Origin of the sequence: Embleya sp. NPDC059213, from assembly GCF_042754445.1 — a bacterium.
Taxonomy (GTDB): Bacteria; Actinomycetota; Actinomycetes; order Streptomycetales; family Streptomycetaceae; genus Embleya.
Genome location: NZ_JBHZAV010000207.1, coordinates 1 through 16,458 on the forward strand (window position 1 = coordinate 1; position 16,458 = coordinate 16,458).

Sequence of the window (16,458 nt, forward strand, 5' to 3'; positions counted from 1 at the left end):
AGGCTCCCGGCCACCGGCGACCGTGGGACCGGGCCCACCTCCACCAATCCACGCCGACCGTTTAGCACTGAGCCACCCGCTGCCCACCGAGGCGCGACCGCCGGCCGCAAACGCCCGACCCACGGCAAGGCCCCCGGCGAACCCAACCGAGCCGTCCATCCGCCGTGGGCCGAGCGAGCGAGCGCACAGCACGTCGTGCGGTCGCCCGATCGGACGGTCGGACTCGCGCACGCGCGCCGTCCGACCATCCGCGTGCGAGCCGAGTCGGCTCTACGCCTCGCCCCATCCGTCGATGGCCACCTCGGGGCGCTCACCCGCGAGGTACCGCTCCAACGCGTGCAGGGTCGACGGAACGAAGTCGGTCGGAAGGTCGTCGGTGTTGACCCAGGCCACGGCCGAGTGCTTGCCGGGCTCGGCGTTGATCGGTTCGCCGTCCCATTCCTCCGCAGCGAAGACCAGGACGACGAACCCCTCCGGCGCTTCCGGGCTGTCCGCGCTGTGCGTCACATGGGCAAGGCGCAACGCCTGCGGCTTGACCTCCAGCCCCGTCTCTTCACGGAGTTCGCGAACTGCCGTGTGCGTGATGGGTTCCCCAGGCGCTCCCTTGCCGCTGGGCAGACTCCACATCCCGGGCGCGAACGCCTTTTTGCTGCCCCGACGCAGGAGTACGACTCGCTTGTTCGTCCGATCGTGCACGATGACCGAAACGGCGAGCATGACCATCAGATGCGGCTCTCGGCGGAACTCGTCGGGCACGCGCGCCTCCTTCCTCGTGGCGTCGGCGTCGAGCCGATCACGTGGCGAGCAGACCCCGCGCACGTTCGTCGAGGTTGGCCGCGCCCGGAACTCGTCGCCGCTTATAGGTCGTGAGGGTACGCCGCATGGCCGCGACCGCTTCGCGATGCCGTGATGATGCGACGCCACCGAGGTGGTCCATCGCCTCGCCCCATGTGGCGACGGCCTCATCGGCGCGGACCTGCGAGGCGAGCGATACCCCGAGATCGACGAAGGTGAGGGCGTGAATGCGGCGGAAAGCGGCTGGGTCGCGCTCGGACAGGGCGGCTCGGTAGTGCCGTTCCGTGTTGCGGTGATCACCGAGGTCCCTGAGGGTCCTCGCAGTTTGACTGGCCACAGTGCCCGAAGCCGGACCGGTTGCCGTGGCGTAGGACGGAGTCGGCTCGTCTGTGCGGGCCACGGCATCGGCCGCGAGAAGGAGTGCCCGCGCGGCCTCGGCGGGTCGGCCGGAGGCCGCACAGGCACGCGCGCGCGTTACGTACAAGACTGCTTCCATGCCTCCGCCGACGCGCCCCGATGCCCGTCGCAGTGCCTCGTTCGTCAGGTCCATGCAGTGATCGGCGTGCTTGAGATGAAGCGCTTGATGCGCCAGTACGCGCAGCATCCACGCACTGTATCCGAACGGGTCCGCCTCATGGGCGAGCTGATAGGCAGTGAGGTAGTAGCGTTGCGCGGCTCCCTCGCTTCCAAGGTCGTGAAATTTCCAGCCCGCGAGATAGGCGAGTTCGGCCACCGCTCCGAAGGCGTCGCGTCGCACGACCTCGGAGGGGAACCGTCCGGACAACAGCGGGGCGGCGGTATCGGCGAGGTAGGCCGTCACCGTGGTCAGGCCATGGCCTCCGCCGTGACGTTCGTCTGCGGCGCCGAGTGCAGCGGTGACGCGCCGGATGGTGGCGACCTCCTCGGCGCCGATCGCGGTGCCCGGTCTGCGGGCCCGGAGCATGCGCGACACGGCATCGTGGTCGTAGGACAGCGCCGCGCCGATCGATGCGACCGTGAACGCCGCCACGCCGAGGAAACGGTCCCGCCGCATCCCGGCCCGGCCGAGATCTGCGGCGGCCGTGATCGGATCGACCATGAGCGGGTGTGAGTCCTCGGCCTGCGCAAGTCCGATCTCGATCAGGGTGACCGTCCGACCGATGCGTCTGGACAGCGCTTCCGCAAGGTATCGCCGAGTTCGGTTGCCCGGCTGCACACCGGATGTCCAATGCGCAATGGCCGACTTGTTGGTGTGTAGAACTTCGCCGTTCTCGGCCGCAATCGCCCGTACTGCACGAGCGAGCCGGTCGTATGTCCAGCCCGATTGGGCGATCACGTCCACAAGGGCCGTGTTCGGTGTACGTGCGTTCGCCATGGCTCCCGGATTCTGGGCTTAAACCCGTTAAACCGCGTGCGATCCCCATCGCGGTACCGACTGAGAGTGAAACTCGGTTGACTGATTGTCACGCCGTCGACGGGCGCGGGGCAGGCCGAACGTGAGATCAGTACCTCATCGTCAGGAGAGATCCATGGGTGTGCGCGAGGGCGAGAGCCGGATGAACATGAGCGTCTACCGTCTCTACCCCAACGGTGAACGCGAGGACATCAAGCCTCGCGAAGACTTCGAACTGAGTGACGCTTCAAGGTTGTTGCCACGACTGCGGAACGGCGAGCAGAGCGAGTCGCCGATGTCGTGGCCAAAGCCGTACTGACAACAACCGGAGGTAACCGGCATGTTCACGACCGATACCGGAGGCCCGGCTGCCGCGACCGGCGCGGTGGACCGGCATTTGGTTCGGATCGCGCGATGGGGAGCGCGGCATTACGGCAAGTCGTTTCGCGATCCGTATCGGGGAACCGTCGGCCGACTTCGCGAAGTCGAGGGCCTCCTGGCCGTGTTGCGGACCCGGCATGGGCTGGAAGTCGCCTGCCCGGTGCGGCACTTGGTGGATGCCGCCACCGGTGACGCGGCCCGCACGGTGTTGACCCCACACAGCAAGGGCGGGTGACTCCGTGCGCATGGAGGAGACCACCGATGCAGACAGGATGGCCGGGCGGATCCTGGCATATCGCTACCTCGGGGCACTGGTACACGAGGACGTTGGTGGCCCCACCGGGCGCGAAGGCGAACTGACCGCCGTCGACGGTCGACAGGCATGGGTACGAACCCGAAGCGGCATCGAATTCGTCGTACCGGTACGCAGGTTGGTGATCGACGCGTTGCCCGCGCCACGTCCGGGACAACCGGTGCGCCGCCGCGACACCGAGGACATGGTCGGCATCTACCTGTGCGCCCTTCCCGGACCGGACGGCCCGAGCGCGGTCGTACAGCGTTGCGGCGGCACACCGACACGGGTCGGCCATCCGGACGACCTGGTGCCCGACTATCCCACAGGCCCCATCACCTGGCCGCCTCCCCCATGACTGGCACACCGCCTCCGGGTACGGCGCCACAAGCTCCGAATTTCCCGCAGGCGCCACCCTGGCCGCCTCCCTGACGGGGGCTGGGGCGGCACCCCCGGGTCGGCACCCGCACGATCAACCCGGCTCGCGTCACTCCCACGGCCGGCGAATCACCTGGCCCGCCGGGGGTCTGTCTTTCCCTCCGTGACACCCGGTCCGCGCCGCATGCCCTGGTCGGAGCTCCTTCAGCCCTCCGTCAGTTCCGTGCCCGGGAGGCCGAATTCCTGGTTGAGGCGGTCCCAGAAGCCGTTGCGCAGAGCCCGGCGCAGGTCCTCGTGCGGGCGGAGCGAATATTGCAGCACGCTCTCCGCGTCGACGAGCAGGCCCCGGTCGATCGCCTGCGGCAACATCGGTCCCGGCATCAGGTCGGCCAGGTTCTCCCGGCCGCGTACCACCAGCCAGCGCTTGGCGATCTCCTGGCCGATCCGCCAGGCCTGGTCGGCGGTGGGCGGGCCGCCGGGCTGGAGGGTGATCGCGCCGGCGTGCGAGGGCGGCAACATCACCGGCGTCACGCAGGTCTCGCAGAATTCGCGGTGCAACATCCGGGTGACGTCGGCCTCCCAGACCAGCGGGTCGGCCTGGTTGGTGCCGTAGGCCGGCTCCACGCCCCACAGGTGCACCCGCACGCCGTAGGACTGGGCCGCCTCGACCGCCGAGACCAGGTCCTCGTCGCCGCTGATCACGACCGCGTCGTCGATCGCGTGGTTGCGCGCCAGGGATTCGAGGTCGCTGCGGATCAGCGAGTCGACGCCCTTCTGCTGGTTGTGCGCGTTGAGGTTGCCGAGCCGGACCTTGACGTCGGGCAGTTCGGCGATCTGGCGCTGCTCGACGGTGTGCACCCGCTCGCGTGCGCCGTCGTACCAGTACACCCGCAGCAGTCGACCCTCGGGGAAGACCCGGCGCGCCTCGTCGATCAGGCCGGTGATCAGCTGTTCGGCGTCCACCCGGAAGGCCCGGCGCTCGGCCGAACCGGCGACCAGCAGGCCCATCGCCGCGTAGACGTAGCCGACATCGACGAACAGCGCGTGGGTGCCGAAGTGCAGGGGCGGTGAGACGGACTGGACCAGTACGGCCGGTCGGGTGAACGACTCCGTCAGGTCGGGCAGCACTCCGGGTGTGTCTTCGAAGCCCGCGACGGGGTGGTCCTCCAGCGGGCCGCCCTGCTCGGCGCCGAGGCCCTCGCCGGATTCGTGCACCACGGCACCGAAGGCGGCCGTCGCGCCCGTCCGGACGTCGTCCTCTCCCGGATCGTGCAAAGTCTCTCGTCCTCCCATGGCGGCTGCGCGTTCGGCGCCGGGTCGATGTGTTCCGACCGGCATTGTCCTATGCCGGTCGCCGTCGCGTCCTCGCTTGCCTTGCGCGCGATGTCGCGTCTTGCGTCACGTGTAAGCAGAGGAAAGTCAGGAAAGGAACATTTCAGTCACGGGAATGCTATCGGTGTGACTGCTGTTGTTCAGGACGGTGCCGGTTGTGACCCATGCCGGGTCAGGCTGATCCGTACGGATCCCGGCGCCCAATCCTTGTAGACGGGGTCGTGGCATTTTGCGGCCCCGTACGACTTCGGACCGGAGGGAAGGGAGACGCGTATGCGTTACCGAATCACCAACCTCAGCCGAGCCCAGGAAATGACCGGGTCCAACCCGGTCAACTGCGCCGTCGACATCGACACCGTGCAGGCCGCCCTGAAACGCGCCGAAGCGTTCGGCGAGCGCCTGTACATCCGTCCCGTCAAGGTGACGGACGCCGGCTGATCTGCGAATGCATCGAGGGCGCTTCCCCGTTTGGGGGAAGCGCCCTCGTCATGTCCGCCGGGACTCGGATCGGCCGGCTCAGTGCCCTCGGGCCACCCAGGCGTCGTAGTCCTTCGCCTCCGCGCCGATCGTGGTCTCGTCACCGTGTCCGGTGAGCACGCGGGTTTCCCCGGGCAGCGCCAGCAGGCGCCCCTTGATCGAGTCGAGGATCACCGGGAAGGACGAGAACGAGCGCCCGGTGGCGCCGGGGCCGCCCTTGAACAGCGTGTCGCCGGAGAAGAGCACGGCCGCCTCCGGCGCGTACAGGCACACCGCGCCCGGCGCGTGGCCGGGCGTGTGCACCACCCGCAGTCCGGTGCCCGCGACCTCGATCACCTCGCCGTCGGCCAACGCGACGTCCGGCGCGCGGTCCGGGTACACCGCGTCCCACAACATCCGGTCCTGCGGGTGCAGGTGGATCGGCGCGCCGGTGAGCTCGGCCAGCGCGGCGGCGGCGTTGATGTGGTCGTTGTGGCCGTGGGTGAGCACGATGCCGGTCACCGTACGGTCGCCGACCCCGGCCGCGATGGCCGCCGCGTCGTGCGCGGCGTCCACGATCACCACCTCGCGGTCGTCGCCGACGATCCACACGTTGTTGTCCACGTCGAAGTCCTGGCCGTCGAGCGAGAAGACGCCCGAGGTGACCACGTGGTCGATCCGCATCACAGGATCACCACCGAACGCAGCACGTCGCCGTGGTGCATCTTCTCGAACGCGGCCTCGACGTCCTCCAGGGTGATCCGCTCGCTGACGAACGCGTCCAGGTCGAAACGACCCTGGCGGTAGAGGTCGATCAGCATCGGGAAGTCGCGCGAGGGCAGGCAGTCGCCGTACCAGGACGACTTGAGCGCGCCACCGCGGCCGAACACGTCCAGCAGCGGCAGTTCGATGGTCGTCTCCGGCGTGGGCACGCCCACCAGGACCACGGTGCCGGCCAGGTCGCGGGCGTAGAACGCCTGCTTGTAGGTCTCCGGTCGGCCGACCGCGTCGATCACCACGTCGGCGCCGAAGCCACCGGTCAGTTCGCGGATCGCCTCGACCGGGTCGCCCGCCTTCGAGTTCACCGTGTGGGTGGCGCCGGCCCGGCGCGCCCACTCCAGCTTCCGGTCGTCCAGGTCCACCGCGATGATCTTCGCCGCGCCGGCGAGCCGGGCACCGGCGATGGCCGCGTCGCCGACGCCGCCGCAGCCGATCACCGCGACCGTGTCACCGCGCCCGACGTTGCCGGTGTTGACCGCCGCGCCGAGGCCGGCCATCACGCCGCAGCCGAGCAGGCCGGCCGCGGCCGGGTCCGCCTCGGGGTCGACCTTGGTGCACTGTCCGGCGGCGACCAGGGTCAGTTCGGCGAACGCGCCGATGCCGAGCGCGGGGCTCAGTTCGGTGCCGTCCTCCAGGGTCATCTTCTGCTTCGCGTTGTGCGTCGCGAAGCAGTACTGCGGCCGGCCGCGCCGACACGCGCGACAATCTCCGCACACCGCACGCCAGTTCAGGATCACGAAGTCGCCGACGGCCACCTCGGTGACGCCGTCGCCGACCGACTCCACGACACCGGCGGCCTCGTGGCCGAGCAGGTACGGGTATTCGTCACCGATGCCGCCCTCGCGGTAGTGCAGGTCCGTGTGGCAGACACCGCACGCCTGGACCCGCACGCGTGCCTCGCCCGGGCCCGGGTCCGGCACCACGATGGTCTCGATCGTGACCGGTGCGCCCTTGCTGCGCGCGACGACGCCGCGTACCGACTTGCTCATGTCCTCCGCCTCTCCCCAACCGCTTGATGATCCGCTCGCACCTTACGGCTTCGCTTCGATGAAGCCCCGGACCCCGTCCGCGCACAGTTGTACGGCGATCGCGGACAGCAGGAGGCCGGATAGTCGGGTCACCAGGACGACGCCGCTTTCCTTGATGATCCGGATGATGCCGAGCGAGAAACGCATGGTCAGCCACAACACCACGTGGATCGCCACGATCGCGGTCCACACGCCGATGTACTGGCCGCCGGTGTCCGCCTTCTGCACGCTGACGATCGCGGCCACGATCGCGCCGGGGCCGGCCAGGAGGGGTGTGCCGAGCGGGACGAGCGCGACGTTGACTTCCTTGTTCTCGGTCGGCTCCTCGGCCTTGCCGGTCAGCAGGGACAGTGCCACCAGGAGCAGCAGCAGACCGCCCGACACCTTCAGCGCCGGGATCGAGACGTGCAGATAGTCGAGGATCCTCTGGCCGAACAGGCCGAAGACGGAGATCACGCAGAACGCGACGGTGGCCGCCTGCCAGGCCATGCGCTTGCGCACGGCCTGGGGTCGGCCACCGGTGAAACTCAGGTACAGCGGGATGATGCCGGGCGGGTCCATGATCACGAAGAGGGTGACGAAGGACGAGCCGAAGATGGTGACGTCGAACCAGTTCATGGGGTGATGGGTCTTGCTCCTGTTGCCAGTTCCGCGATCGCCCCGTACGACTCCGGATCTGTAGTGTTTTCGCCGAGATTGATCGTTTTGCGGGTGCCATGGTAGTCACTCGAACCGGTGGTGATCAGCCGCAGGTCGCCCGCGAGTCCGCGCAGGTGCGCCCGCATCGCGTCGTCGTGGTCCATGTGGTCCACCTCGATCCCGGCCAGGCCGGCCTCGGCCAACTCGGCGATCGTGGCGTCCGAAACGGTCCGGCCACGCTTGACCGCGCCCGGGTGGGCGAACACCGCGGCCCCGCCCGCGCCGCCGATCAGCCGGACGGCATCGACCGCGTGGATCTCGTACTTCCCGACGAACGCCCGCCCGCCGTCCTTGAGCCACTGCGCGGTGAACGCGCCGGACACGTCCGCGACCACGCCCGCCTCGACCAGCGCGGTGGCCACATGCGGCCGGCCCACCGCGCCGCCGCCCGCGATCTCGCGGACCCGGGCCCAGGTGATCGGCGCGCCGAGTTCGCGGCAACGCTCGACCATCGCCTCGGCCCGGCGGACCCGGTCGGTGCGCACCAGTTCGCGGGCCCGGGCGAACTCCGGTTCGGTCGGGTCGAACAGGTAGCCCAGCATGTGCAGGCTGATCCCGCCCTCGGCCACACACGAGATCTCCGCGCCCCGGATCAGGGTCAGCCCGTGCGGCAGCGCCTCGGCCGCGGCCGTCCAGCCGGCGGTGGTGTCGTGGTCGGTGAGCGCGACCACGTCCAGGCCCGCCGCGCGCGCCTTGACGACCAGTTCGGCGGGCGTGTCGGTGCCGTCGGATGCGGTGCTGTGGGTATGCAGGTCGATGCGCACGCTGACCTCGTCTGCGGAGAGGGCCGATGGACCCTCCCGACCCTAACGACCTCGGTCGAGCGCCTTTGTGGGGCCGGCGTCGGGCGGCGCGGAGCCGGTGTCCGGCGGTTCAGAACTCCAGCAGTTGCGGGGACAGCGCGCCGCACGGCAACAACTGCAACTCGGCCCCGGCGTCGCGCAGATCGGTGAGCACCACGTCGTCGTAGACGAGATGGCCCGCCTTGCCCGGCCACAGGATCGCCCACAACCACAGGCCCATCGCCTCGCCCGCGAACACCGCGCGGTCGGGCGGCGCGTCGATCACACACCACAGCGGGGTCGGCCGGCCGGCCGCCATCACCTTCGTCGGCGCGGACTTGACGAAGTCGCCGCCCGGGTCGTGCCCGGTCAACCCGGCGTAGCGGGCGCCCAGTCCGACGCCCACCTCCTCGGCGATCAGCAACAGTTCGCCGCGTCCGCCCAGCGGCGCGGGACCCGTGCACGCCACCGCGACGGCCCGCGAACCGTCCCGATCGTCGCCCGCGTGCGCGACGCCGGTGTACAACCAACCGACCGGCAACGGCCAGGGCAACCAGACCGGAACCCGGGCGCGGCGCACCACCGCGTCCAGCGCCTCGACGCTGGGCGGCACGACCGGTTGCAGCGGGGGAACGGCGCCATGGATCTCGCACTCCCACGTCTGTGAGAACAGACCCGGAGCGCGGACCCGGCCGCCGCAGCGGGGGCAGCTCGGCTCGCCCTTCATAGGACAAGACGGTCCACTGCCCGGGGCCCCGCGTCAAGGACGATCACTCCTTCGGTGCGTTCACACCGCCGACCGGCGTACGGGAGGCGCGCGCCGCGCCGGGGTCGTGCGCCCTCGCGCTGCCGGCGCCGCGCGGTCGGCGACCGATCTCCCGTTGCACGTCGGCGCCGGGCACTAGGCTCCACAGGCATGCGGCTCATTCCCTGCGTCGGTGCGATCGTCCTCGATTCCGAGGGTCGGTTGCTCCTGGTGCAACGCGCGAAAATGCCGGGCAAGGGACAGTGGTCGCTGCCCGGCGGGCGGGTCGACGAGGGCGAGACCGACGCGGTCGCCCTCGCCCGCGAGATGGCGGAGGAAACCGGACTCCAGGTGACCGTGGGACCGCTCGTCGGGTCGGTGCTGCGCCGTGCGCCCGACGGTGGGACGTACGAGATCAGGGACTACGCCTGCACGCCACACGGCGGGGCGCTGCGCGCGGGCGACGACGCGGACGCGGTGCGGTGGGTGGCGACCGGTGAGCTGGGTCGGCTCGACCTGGTGGAGGGACTGCTCGACGCGCTGCGCGAGTGGAACGTACCGGGCGTGGCGTGAGCGCGGAGCACGCGCGGCTGTTGGTGGTCGGGTCGATCAACGCCGACCTGGTGGTCCGGGTGCGGGCGCACGCGCGGCCGGGCGAGACGGTGCTCGGCGACGACCTGGTCGTGCATCCGGGCGGCAAGGGCGCCAATCAGGCGGTCGCGGCGGCCCGACTGGGCGCCGACGTCGCGCTCGCCGGGCGGGTCGGCGAGGACGAGCACGGCCGGATGTTGCTCGCGACGCTGCGCCGGGAGGGCGTACGCACCGACGCGATGCGGACCGTGCCCGGCGCCTCGGGCGTGGCGCTGATCACCGTGGACGACGCGGGCGAGAACACCATCACGGTGGCGCCCGGGGCGAACGGGCGCTTCGGGCCGGCGGAGGTGGGCGACCTGGCCTCGGCGATCGAGGCCGCCGAGGTGGTCTCGCTCCAGTTGGAGATCCCGCTCGACACGGTGTGGGAGGTGATCCGACGCTGCGTCGCGGCGGACACCCGGGTGGTGCTGAACCTCTCGCCGGTCGTGTCGACGATGGTGTGGATGTCCTCGTCGGTGGTGCGGGCGTGCGATCCGCTGGTGCTCAACCAGCACGAGGCGAGCGCGACGACGGGCGGCAAGGACGCGCACGAGGCGCTGCGGAGCTGGCGTGCGGGGGGCGCGGGTCCGCGCTCGATCGTGCTCACGCTCGGCGGTGGCGGTGCGCTGGTCGCGGTCGGCGAGGCGGAACCGGTACATGTCGCCGCGCCGACGGTGGACGCGGTCGACACGACGGGCGCGGGCGACGCCTTCACCGGCGCGTTGGCGTGGCGACTGGCGGCCGGGGACGACCCGCTCACCGCGACCCGGTACGCGGTGCGGGTGGGCGCGGCGGCGGTGCGCCGGGTGGGGGCGCAGTCGTCGTACCCGACGGCGGCGGAACTGCCGTAGGACGTCGTCGTCCCGTGCGCGCAAACGGGCGGGCCGCGCCGTCCCTGGGCGACCCGCCCGCGCTCGGTGCGGGGGTGGTCGACCCCCGATCGGCGCCCGCTCAGCCGCGAACGATCAGCCCTCGATCAGCTCGGGGCGTCCGGGCTGCTCGCCGCCACGCTCGGTCCCGTAGCTCTCCTTGGGCACCATGACCTTGCGCTTGAACACGCACACGAGCGTGCCGTCCTGCTTGTAGCCCTTGGTCTCCACGTACACGACGCCGCGGTCGTCCTTGGACTTCGACTCCCACTTGTCCAGCACCAGGGTCTGTCCGTAGATGGTGTCCCCGTGGAACGTGGGCGCCACGTGTCGCAACGACTCGATCTCCAGGTTGGCGATCGCCTTCCCGGAGACGTCCGGCACCGACATGCCGAGCAGCAGCGAGTAGATGTAGTTGCCCACCACCACGTTCTTGCCGAAATCGGTGGTGTTCTCGGCGTAGTTGGCATCCATGTGCAGCGGGTGGTGGTTCATCGTGAGCAGACAGAACAGATGGTCGTCGTACTCGGTCACGGTCTTCCCCGGCCAGTGCTTGTAGATCGCACCGACCTCGAACTCCTCGTAGTAGCGGCCGAACTGCATCTCGGTCCCCTCTCACCTGCGAAAACGTTGATTCTTCGGGCTGTGGTCCAGCACCGACCCGGCGGGTCCGGCTCGTGCCCCGGTGGGCGCGACACCCCATCGGGTACCTGCCGCAAGCGGTCAGGCGCCGAGGAGGTGATGCGCTCGTGGATGTCGGCGGTCACTTGGATCGAACGATGCCCGAGCCGGCGCAGGACTTCGAGGATAGGGAGGTCGCGGGTGGGTGCAGTAGGGGCCTGCCCGTGACGTAGATCATGGGTGGATCGACGTCGACGGGCGGCCCGGGGGGATGCCCGGCAGGACCGGTCCCGCCTTGCCCCGCCGTTCGGTGTGGGTGTCTCCTCAGTCCTTGCGGGCCACGAAGTACACGTTGAGGAAGTCGCCCTCCAGCGAGTGGCTTCGGACGTGGGTGAAGCCGACGTCGGCGAGCGCGGCTCGGGCGGCCTGTTCGCCCCAGACGGTGCCCAGGCCCTCGCCGCCCTCGCCGAGCGAGACGGTCATGCAGTAGAAGATCGAGAACGTGTACAGCGCCGGCCCCAGCGGGTGGGCGAGGTTTTCCTCCAGCTTGCTGGACGCGGCGATCTCGCCCATCAGGAACACCCCGTCCGGACGCAGCGCGGCGGAGACGGCGGCCAACGTGCGACCGGGCCGGGCGAGGTCGTGGATCACGTCGAACGCGGTGATCAGGTCGTACGAGCCGAGCGGCTCGGCCGCGTCGACCACGGCGAACTCCACGTTGTCCAGGCCCAGTTCCTCGGCCTCGCGGCGCGCTGCGGCGATCCCCTGGACGGAGATGTCCACGCCGCGGATCCGGCTGCGCGGGAACGCCCGAGCCAGCACGTTCACCGCGTGCCCCTGGCCCGTCCCGACGTCCAGCACGTCGATCCCCGCCGTCAGCCGCTCGGTCAGCCCGGGTGCCAGTGGCAGTACGCCGTCCACCAGTGCCGCGTCCCAGACCCGGCCGGACTCCTCGGCCTGGAGCGCCTGGAATCGAGGGTAGGCCGAGTACGGCACGCCGCCGCCCTGCCGGAACGCCTGCACGACCTGCTGTTCGACCTCGCCCATCAGCGCCAGGTATTGGGTGATGCCGGCCAGGTTCTCCGGTCCGGCCGCGCGGGTCAGCGAGGCCGCGTGTTCGCGCGGCAGCAGGTAGGTGTCGTGGTCCGGGGAGTATTCGACGAAACCGCCGGTGACCATGCCGCCCAGCCACTCGCGCACATAGCGCTCGGTCAACCCCGCGGCGCGGGCGATCTCGGCACTCGTCGAAGCCGGCATCCCGGCCATCGTGTCGAACAGTCCGCTCTGGTGGCCGATGCTGGTCAGAAAGGCCAGGCAGCCGTCGTCGATGATGTTGATCATGCGTCCCGCGAAGGCTTCCTGTCGCGCGGAATCGACGTCGATGAGCGTCATGGCAACTCCCGATCGGTCGGCTCGACGGGAGTCGCCGCAGGTGGCACGAACCGGCACGGGCGACGCCCGTGGTGAGTGAAATGTCTCCTATGTCACGCTACGCCCGATCCGTTCGTACCGTGAGCCGACGGCGCCCGGTCCGGCCCCGTCCCGGCTCAGGCCCGAGGCACGTAGGCCGCCACGCTCGCCCAGAAGTCGGCCAGCGCGGCGGCCGTGGCGGCCGGCGACTCCACGTTCGGGGAGTGGTGGGTGTCCGGGATCACCACGTGCGGTACACCCAGCCGGTCGGCCATCGCAATCTGCCAGGGCAGCGGCCACGCGTAGTCCTCGACGCCGGAGACCACGAGCGTGGGCAGGCCGGCGGCCACGAGCGCGGCGAGTTCGTCCACCAGGTCGGGTTCGGTACGCAGTTGTTCGGCCATTTCGAGCAGGCCCTCGGGCGTGGTGCCCAGCCACCGGGCGTGCACGAACGCGGCGATCGCCGGGTCGGCGGGCGGCAGCAGGCCGGCCTCCAGTTCCACGGCCCGCATCGCCTCCCACACCTCCTGGCGGGTGAGCGCCGGGAGCACCTCCTCCAGCATCAGCAGCCGGGCGACCTCGTCCGGGCAGATCGCCGCCGGGCCGGTGCTCATCAGGGTCAGTGAGGCCAGCCGCTCCGGCGCGTGCAGCGCCACCGAGCGGCACACCAGGCCGCCGAAGGAGTGGCCCACCAGATGGATCGGCTCGCCCGGGGCCACCGCGTCGGCGATCGCGAGCACGTCCGCCACGAGCGCGTCCCGGGTGTAGGCCGCCGGATCCGCCGGACCCTCGGTCTCGTACTGGCCGCGCTGGTCCACGGCCACGGTGTGGAAACCGCGCCGCGCCAGCGGGTCGCCGAGCGCGAGGAAGTCCTCCTTGCTGCCGGTGAAGCCGGGCACCAACACGGCGCTGCCCAGCCGCGGCGCGGCGCTCGGCGGGGTGGACTCCAGGACGGCGAATCGTCCGCGCCCGGTCGCCAGGCGACGGGAGCGGACGGTCCCGGGCAAGGTCAGAAAGCGTGGCGTACTCACACCTTCGAGCCTACTTACCCGCAGGTACGCCGACGGCCCCCGCCGCGAAGCGCGGACGTGATCGTCCACACTCCGCGCCGGGGGCCGTCGACCCGATGGTGCGTTCGTCAGCCCTCGTCGGTCGCGACGGCGCCGGCCTCGGCGCCCTCGGGACGGCGCCGGGTGCGCCGGCGGCGACGGCGCGGCGCGCGCTCGCCGTCCGCGTCCGCGTCCCCGGTGCCGGCCGGACCGTCGACGGGCGCCGCCTGGGCGGGCACGGTCGAGGGCTCGACGAAGGTCGCGGTGATCGCGCCGGTCGCGGCGGCCACGACCGCATCGCCGGTCTCGGCGTTCACGCGACGACGACGCCGCGAGCCGGGGGCCCGACGGCGGCTGGGGTCGCTCGCCTCGGCGTCGGCCGCGTCCGGCCCGGAGGCGGCCGGCCCGGACGCGGCGGGGCCGCTGCGGCTGCGCCCACCGTTGCCCTTGCGGCCCGAGTTGCCCCGGCTGTTCTTGCCGGTCTCGCCCAGATCCTCGACGTCCTCCGCGCCCAGACCCGCACGGGTGCGGTCGGCGCGCGGCAGCACGCTGCCCACGGTGGTGGGGATGTCCAGGTCGGTGAACAGGTGCGGCGAGGTCGAGTAGGTCTCGACCGGGTCGGCGAAGCCCAGGTCCAGCGCCTTGTTGATCAGGCTCCAGCGCGGGATGTCCTCCCAGTCCACCAGCGTCACCGCGGTGCCCGAGGCACCCGCGCGGCCGGTCCGGCCGATCCGGTGCAGGTAGGTCTTCTCGTCGTCGGGGCACTGGTAGTTCACCACGTGGGTGACACCCTCGACGTCGATGCCGCGGGCCGCGACGTCGGTGGCCACGAGCACGTCCACCTTGCCGTTGCGGAACGCCCGCAGCGCCTGCTCGCGCGCGCCCTGGCCGAGGTCGCCGTGCACGGCGGCGGAGGCGAAGCCGCGCTCGGCCAGCCCCTGGGCCAGGTCGGCCGCGGTGCGCTTGGTCCGGCAGAACACCATCACCAGGCCGCGCCCGTTGGCCTGCAGCACCCGGGCCATCAGCTCGGGCTTGTCCAGGCCGTGCGCGCGGTAGACGCGCTGCTGGACCGACTTGACGGTGGCGCCCAGGTCGTCCGGCTCGGAGGCGCGGATGTGCGTGGGGCGGCTCATGTAACGGCGCGCCAGGGTGATGATCTGTCCCGGCATGGTGGCCGAGAACAACATCGTCTGGCGGCGCGCCGGAAGACGCTCGACGATCTTCTCGACGTCGGGCAGGAAGCCCAGGTCGAGCATCTCGTCGGCCTCGTCCAGGACGAGCATCTTGACTTCGGACAGGTTCACGTGACCCTGGCCGACCAGGTCGAGGAGCCGGCCCGGGGTGCCGACCACGACGTCGACGCCCTTCTTGAGGGTGTCGATCTGCGGTTCGTAGGCCCGGCCGCCGTAGACGGCCAACACGCGCACGTTGCGCAGCTTGCCCGCGGCCTGGAGGTCGTTGGTGACCTGCACGCACAGCTCACGGGTGGGCACCACGACCAGGGCCTGCGGCATCCGACCGGCGACCGCACCGGCGGGCGCGCGGCCCGCCTCGATGTCGGCCGCGACGGTGATCCGCTGCAGCAGCGGGATGCCGAAGCCCAGGGTCTTGCCGGTTCCGGTCTTGGCCTGGCCGATCACGTCGTTGCCGGACAGGGCGACCGGAAGGGTCATCTCCTGGACGGGAAAGGCCTCGATGATGCCGAGTGCCTCAAGTGCCTCGGCTGTCTCCGAAAGTACTCCGAGTTCGCGAAAAGTTGTCAGGGGTCCAGCCTCTTCTGTGTGGTTGGGGGCCGTCTGTACCGAAAGCGGGTCGAGACCATGGCGCCCACGAAATTGCGGGGCGCGGCACGGGACCTCTCGCCTTCGGGCGGCCACCCGAGCGGGTCGGTCGGAGCCAGTCGTCCTCCGACCGGGCATCCGCGTTCACTACCACTGTACCCGGCGGCGTGCGGCCGGTGGGGTGATGCTCATTACTGCTTGTCCGGAGATGGGCGACTCCGCCCGGACGTGGTGCTCCCGTGGGCGCGGTGCGCTCACTACGCTGCGTACTTGTGAACACTGTGGCACTTGTCGACGGTGCGGCGGCGGAACGGACGAAGGGGTGGACATGAGCGAGCACGCGCAGCCGACCGGGGAGATGCGGGCCGCCGTGATCGAACTGCTCGGCGTACTCGCCTACGGCGAGATCACCGCCTTCGAGCGGCTCGCCGAGGATGCCAAGATGGCGCCGACCGTGGACGACAAGGCCGCGCTCGCCGCGATGGCCGTGGCCGAGTTCCATCACTACACGCTGCTGCGTGACCGGATCGCGGCGCTGGGTGCGGATCCGGCCGAGGCGATGGATCCGTTCATCGCGCCGTTGGACGAGTTCCATGTGCACACCGCGCCCGCCGACTGGCTGGAGGGCCTGGTCAAGGCGTATGTGGGCGATGGGATCGCGGCCGACTTCTACCGCGAGGTGGCGGCGCATCTGGACGAGGTCAGCCGGGATCTGATCGTCGAGGTGCAGCGCGACACCGGGCACGCGGCCTTCGTGGTCGACGCGGTGCGCTCGGCGATCGAGCGCGATCCCAAGGTGTCCGGCCGGCTCGCCTTGTGGGGCCGGCGGTTGATGGGCGAGGCGCTCAGTCAGGCCCAGCGGGTGGCCGCCGAGCGGGACGTGTTGTCCACGATGCTGATCGGCGGCGGCGCCGGACCCGGCTTCGACCTGGCCGAGATCGGGCGCATGTTCAACCGGATCACCGAGGCGCACCAGCAGCGGATGGCCGCGCTCGGACTCGCCTCCTGATCCGAAGGACGGAAAACCCGAGGGTGGGTGGATCCGCGTGCGGATC

Annotated in this window: 19 protein-coding genes; 7 read left to right on the plus strand and 12 right to left on the minus strand. The window is 70.7% G+C overall.

Going from position 1 to position 16,458, the window contains the following annotated elements; genetic code table 11:
• Nucleotides 1-270: 270 nt before the first annotated feature.
• Nucleotides 271-756 (minus strand): NUDIX domain-containing protein, encoded by a 486-nt coding sequence (locus tag ACFXMF_RS40920; protein ID WP_360308185.1) that lies wholly within the window; start codon nt 754-756, stop codon nt 271-273.
• A 37-nt stretch (nt 757-793) separates the two neighbouring features.
• Nucleotides 794-2,149 carry a tetratricopeptide repeat protein gene (locus ACFXMF_RS40925; RefSeq protein ID WP_379992599.1) on the minus strand — a complete coding sequence of 452 codons (1,356 nt, stop codon included), beginning with the start codon at nt 2,147-2,149 and terminating at the stop codon, nt 794-796.
• A 154-nt stretch (nt 2,150-2,303) separates the two neighbouring features.
• Between ACFXMF_RS40925 and ACFXMF_RS40930 the strand changes: the two genes are divergently transcribed.
• From ACFXMF_RS40930 to ACFXMF_RS40940, 3 genes are read left to right on the plus strand one after another with little or no spacing between them, the layout of a single operon-like run.
• A complete protein-coding gene (locus ACFXMF_RS40930; RefSeq protein WP_379992600.1) occupies nt 2,304-2,486 on the plus strand; it encodes a hypothetical protein in 183 nt (60 codons plus the stop codon).
• A 21-nt stretch (nt 2,487-2,507) separates the two neighbouring features.
• Nucleotides 2,508-2,783 (plus strand): hypothetical protein, encoded by a 276-nt coding sequence (locus ACFXMF_RS40935; protein ID WP_379992601.1) that lies wholly within the window; start codon nt 2,508-2,510, stop codon nt 2,781-2,783.
• A gap of 10 nt (nt 2,784-2,793) precedes the next feature.
• Nucleotides 2,794-3,198 (plus strand): hypothetical protein, encoded by a 405-nt coding sequence (locus ACFXMF_RS40940; protein WP_360308197.1) that lies wholly within the window; start codon nt 2,794-2,796, stop codon nt 3,196-3,198.
• Nucleotides 3,199-3,422: 224 nt separating this feature from the next.
• On the opposite strand, the gene ACFXMF_RS40945 is transcribed toward ACFXMF_RS40940, so the two are convergent.
• Nucleotides 3,423-4,511 carry an NYN domain-containing protein gene (locus ACFXMF_RS40945; RefSeq protein ID WP_360308200.1) on the minus strand — a complete coding sequence of 363 codons (1,089 nt, stop codon included), beginning with the start codon at nt 4,509-4,511 and terminating at the stop codon, nt 3,423-3,425.
• Between the two features lie 312 nt (nt 4,512-4,823).
• Here ACFXMF_RS40945 and ACFXMF_RS40950 point away from each other — a divergent pair, with 312 nt between their 5' ends.
• Entirely contained in the window at nt 4,824-4,988 is a 165-nt protein-coding gene (locus tag ACFXMF_RS40950) for a hypothetical protein (protein ID WP_360308203.1), read from the plus strand.
• A 78-nt stretch (nt 4,989-5,066) separates the two neighbouring features.
• Here ACFXMF_RS40950 and ACFXMF_RS40955 read toward each other — a convergent pair whose 3' ends face one another.
• The 5 genes from ACFXMF_RS40955 to ACFXMF_RS40975 form a co-directional block, all read right to left on the minus strand.
• A complete protein-coding gene (locus ACFXMF_RS40955; protein ID WP_360308206.1) occupies nt 5,067-5,690 on the minus strand; it encodes an MBL fold metallo-hydrolase in 624 nt (207 codons plus the stop codon).
• On the minus strand, nt 5,690-6,775 hold the full coding sequence (locus tag ACFXMF_RS40960; protein ID WP_360308208.1) for an S-(hydroxymethyl)mycothiol dehydrogenase: 1,086 nt from the start codon (nt 6,773-6,775) through the stop codon (nt 5,690-5,692). Before ACFXMF_RS40960 ends, ACFXMF_RS40955 begins: the two co-directional genes overlap by 1 nt.
• Nucleotides 6,776-6,817: 42 nt before the next feature.
• Complete coding sequence (locus tag ACFXMF_RS40965; protein ID WP_379992158.1) at nt 6,818-7,432, minus strand: MarC family protein; 615 nt, start codon at nt 7,430-7,432, stop codon at nt 6,818-6,820.
• Nucleotides 7,429-8,277, minus strand: coding sequence for a PHP domain-containing protein (locus ACFXMF_RS40970; protein WP_360308214.1), 849 nt, complete (start codon nt 8,275-8,277; stop codon nt 7,429-7,431). The genes ACFXMF_RS40965 and ACFXMF_RS40970 overlap by 4 nt, the downstream gene beginning before the upstream one ends.
• Nucleotides 8,278-8,386: 109 nt before the next feature.
• Entirely contained in the window at nt 8,387-9,022 is a 636-nt protein-coding gene (locus tag ACFXMF_RS40975; RefSeq protein WP_360308217.1) for a DUF6758 family protein, read from the minus strand.
• Between the two features lie 189 nt (nt 9,023-9,211).
• Between ACFXMF_RS40975 and ACFXMF_RS40980 the strand changes: the two genes are divergently transcribed.
• Nucleotides 9,212-9,613, plus strand: coding sequence for an NUDIX domain-containing protein (locus tag ACFXMF_RS40980; protein WP_360308220.1), 402 nt, complete (start codon nt 9,212-9,214; stop codon nt 9,611-9,613).
• On the plus strand, nt 9,610-10,524 hold the full coding sequence (locus ACFXMF_RS40985) for a ribokinase (RefSeq protein ID WP_379992156.1): 915 nt from the start codon (nt 9,610-9,612) through the stop codon (nt 10,522-10,524). The genes ACFXMF_RS40980 and ACFXMF_RS40985 overlap by 4 nt, the downstream gene beginning before the upstream one ends.
• A 114-nt stretch (nt 10,525-10,638) precedes the next feature.
• Here ACFXMF_RS40985 and ACFXMF_RS40990 read toward each other — a convergent pair whose 3' ends face one another.
• The 4 genes from ACFXMF_RS40990 to ACFXMF_RS41005 all read right to left on the minus strand — a co-directional run bounded on the left by ACFXMF_RS40990 (nt 10,639) and on the right by ACFXMF_RS41005 (nt 15,295).
• The gene (locus ACFXMF_RS40990; protein WP_379992155.1) at nt 10,639-11,145 is read right to left on the minus strand and encodes a MaoC family dehydratase; all 507 of its coding nucleotides are present in this window, start codon (nt 11,143-11,145) and stop codon (nt 10,639-10,641) included.
• Between the two features lie 342 nt (nt 11,146-11,487).
• On the minus strand, nt 11,488-12,555 hold the full coding sequence (locus ACFXMF_RS40995; RefSeq protein WP_360308229.1) for a class I SAM-dependent methyltransferase: 1,068 nt from the start codon (nt 12,553-12,555) through the stop codon (nt 11,488-11,490).
• 155 nt (nt 12,556-12,710) lie between these two features.
• Nucleotides 12,711-13,604: an alpha/beta fold hydrolase gene (locus ACFXMF_RS41000; RefSeq protein WP_379992154.1), complete on the minus strand. Its 894-nt coding sequence runs from the start codon at nt 13,602-13,604 to the stop codon at nt 12,711-12,713.
• Nucleotides 13,605-13,711: 107 nt separating this feature from the next.
• Nucleotides 13,712-15,295: a DEAD/DEAH box helicase gene (locus ACFXMF_RS41005; RefSeq protein WP_380021083.1), complete on the minus strand. Its 1,584-nt coding sequence runs from the start codon at nt 15,293-15,295 to the stop codon at nt 13,712-13,714.
• Nucleotides 15,296-15,731: 436 nt separating this feature from the next.
• Between ACFXMF_RS41005 and ACFXMF_RS41010 the strand changes: the two genes are divergently transcribed.
• Nucleotides 15,732-16,412, plus strand: coding sequence for a ferritin-like fold-containing protein (locus tag ACFXMF_RS41010; RefSeq protein ID WP_360308238.1), 681 nt, complete (start codon nt 15,732-15,734; stop codon nt 16,410-16,412).
• The last annotated feature ends 46 nt before the right edge of the window (nt 16,413-16,458 follow it).

What these genes read in the sequence shown, in the direction of transcription:
- ACFXMF_RS40925 (WP_379992599.1), bottom strand. Translation starts at nt 2,149, where the DNA reads ATGGCGAACGCACGTACACCGAACACGGCCCTTGTGGACGTGATCGCC.
- ACFXMF_RS40955 (WP_360308206.1), bottom strand. Translation starts at nt 5,690, where the DNA reads ATGCGGATCGACCACGTGGTCACCTCGGGCGTCTTCTCGCTCGACGGC.
- ACFXMF_RS40945 (WP_360308200.1), bottom strand. Translation starts at nt 4,511, where the DNA reads ATGGGAGGACGAGAGACTTTGCACGATCCGGGAGAGGACGACGTCCGG.
- ACFXMF_RS40995 (WP_360308229.1), bottom strand. Translation starts at nt 12,555, where the DNA reads ATGACGCTCATCGACGTCGATTCCGCGCGACAGGAAGCCTTCGCGGGA.
- ACFXMF_RS41005 (WP_380021083.1), bottom strand. Translation starts at nt 15,295, where the DNA reads ATGACCCTTCCGGTCGCCCTGTCCGGCAACGACGTGATCGGCCAGGCC.
- ACFXMF_RS40960 (WP_360308208.1), bottom strand. Translation starts at nt 6,775, where the DNA reads ATGAGCAAGTCGGTACGCGGCGTCGTCGCGCGCAGCAAGGGCGCACCG.
- ACFXMF_RS41010 (WP_360308238.1), top strand. Translation starts at nt 15,732, where the DNA reads ATGAGCGAGCACGCGCAGCCGACCGGGGAGATGCGGGCCGCCGTGATC.
- ACFXMF_RS40965 (WP_379992158.1), bottom strand. Translation starts at nt 7,432, where the DNA reads ATGAACTGGTTCGACGTCACCATCTTCGGCTCGTCCTTCGTCACCCTC.
- ACFXMF_RS40930 (WP_379992600.1), top strand. Translation starts at nt 2,304, where the DNA reads ATGGGTGTGCGCGAGGGCGAGAGCCGGATGAACATGAGCGTCTACCGT.
- ACFXMF_RS40990 (WP_379992155.1), bottom strand. Translation starts at nt 11,145, where the DNA reads ATGCAGTTCGGCCGCTACTACGAGGAGTTCGAGGTCGGTGCGATCTAC.
- ACFXMF_RS40980 (WP_360308220.1), top strand. Translation starts at nt 9,212, where the DNA reads ATGCGGCTCATTCCCTGCGTCGGTGCGATCGTCCTCGATTCCGAGGGT.
- ACFXMF_RS40975 (WP_360308217.1), bottom strand. Translation starts at nt 9,022, where the DNA reads ATGAAGGGCGAGCCGAGCTGCCCCCGCTGCGGCGGCCGGGTCCGCGCT.
- ACFXMF_RS40940 (WP_360308197.1), top strand. Translation starts at nt 2,794, where the DNA reads ATGGAGGAGACCACCGATGCAGACAGGATGGCCGGGCGGATCCTGGCA.
- ACFXMF_RS40950 (WP_360308203.1), top strand. Translation starts at nt 4,824, where the DNA reads ATGCGTTACCGAATCACCAACCTCAGCCGAGCCCAGGAAATGACCGGG.
- ACFXMF_RS40935 (WP_379992601.1), top strand. Translation starts at nt 2,508, where the DNA reads ATGTTCACGACCGATACCGGAGGCCCGGCTGCCGCGACCGGCGCGGTG.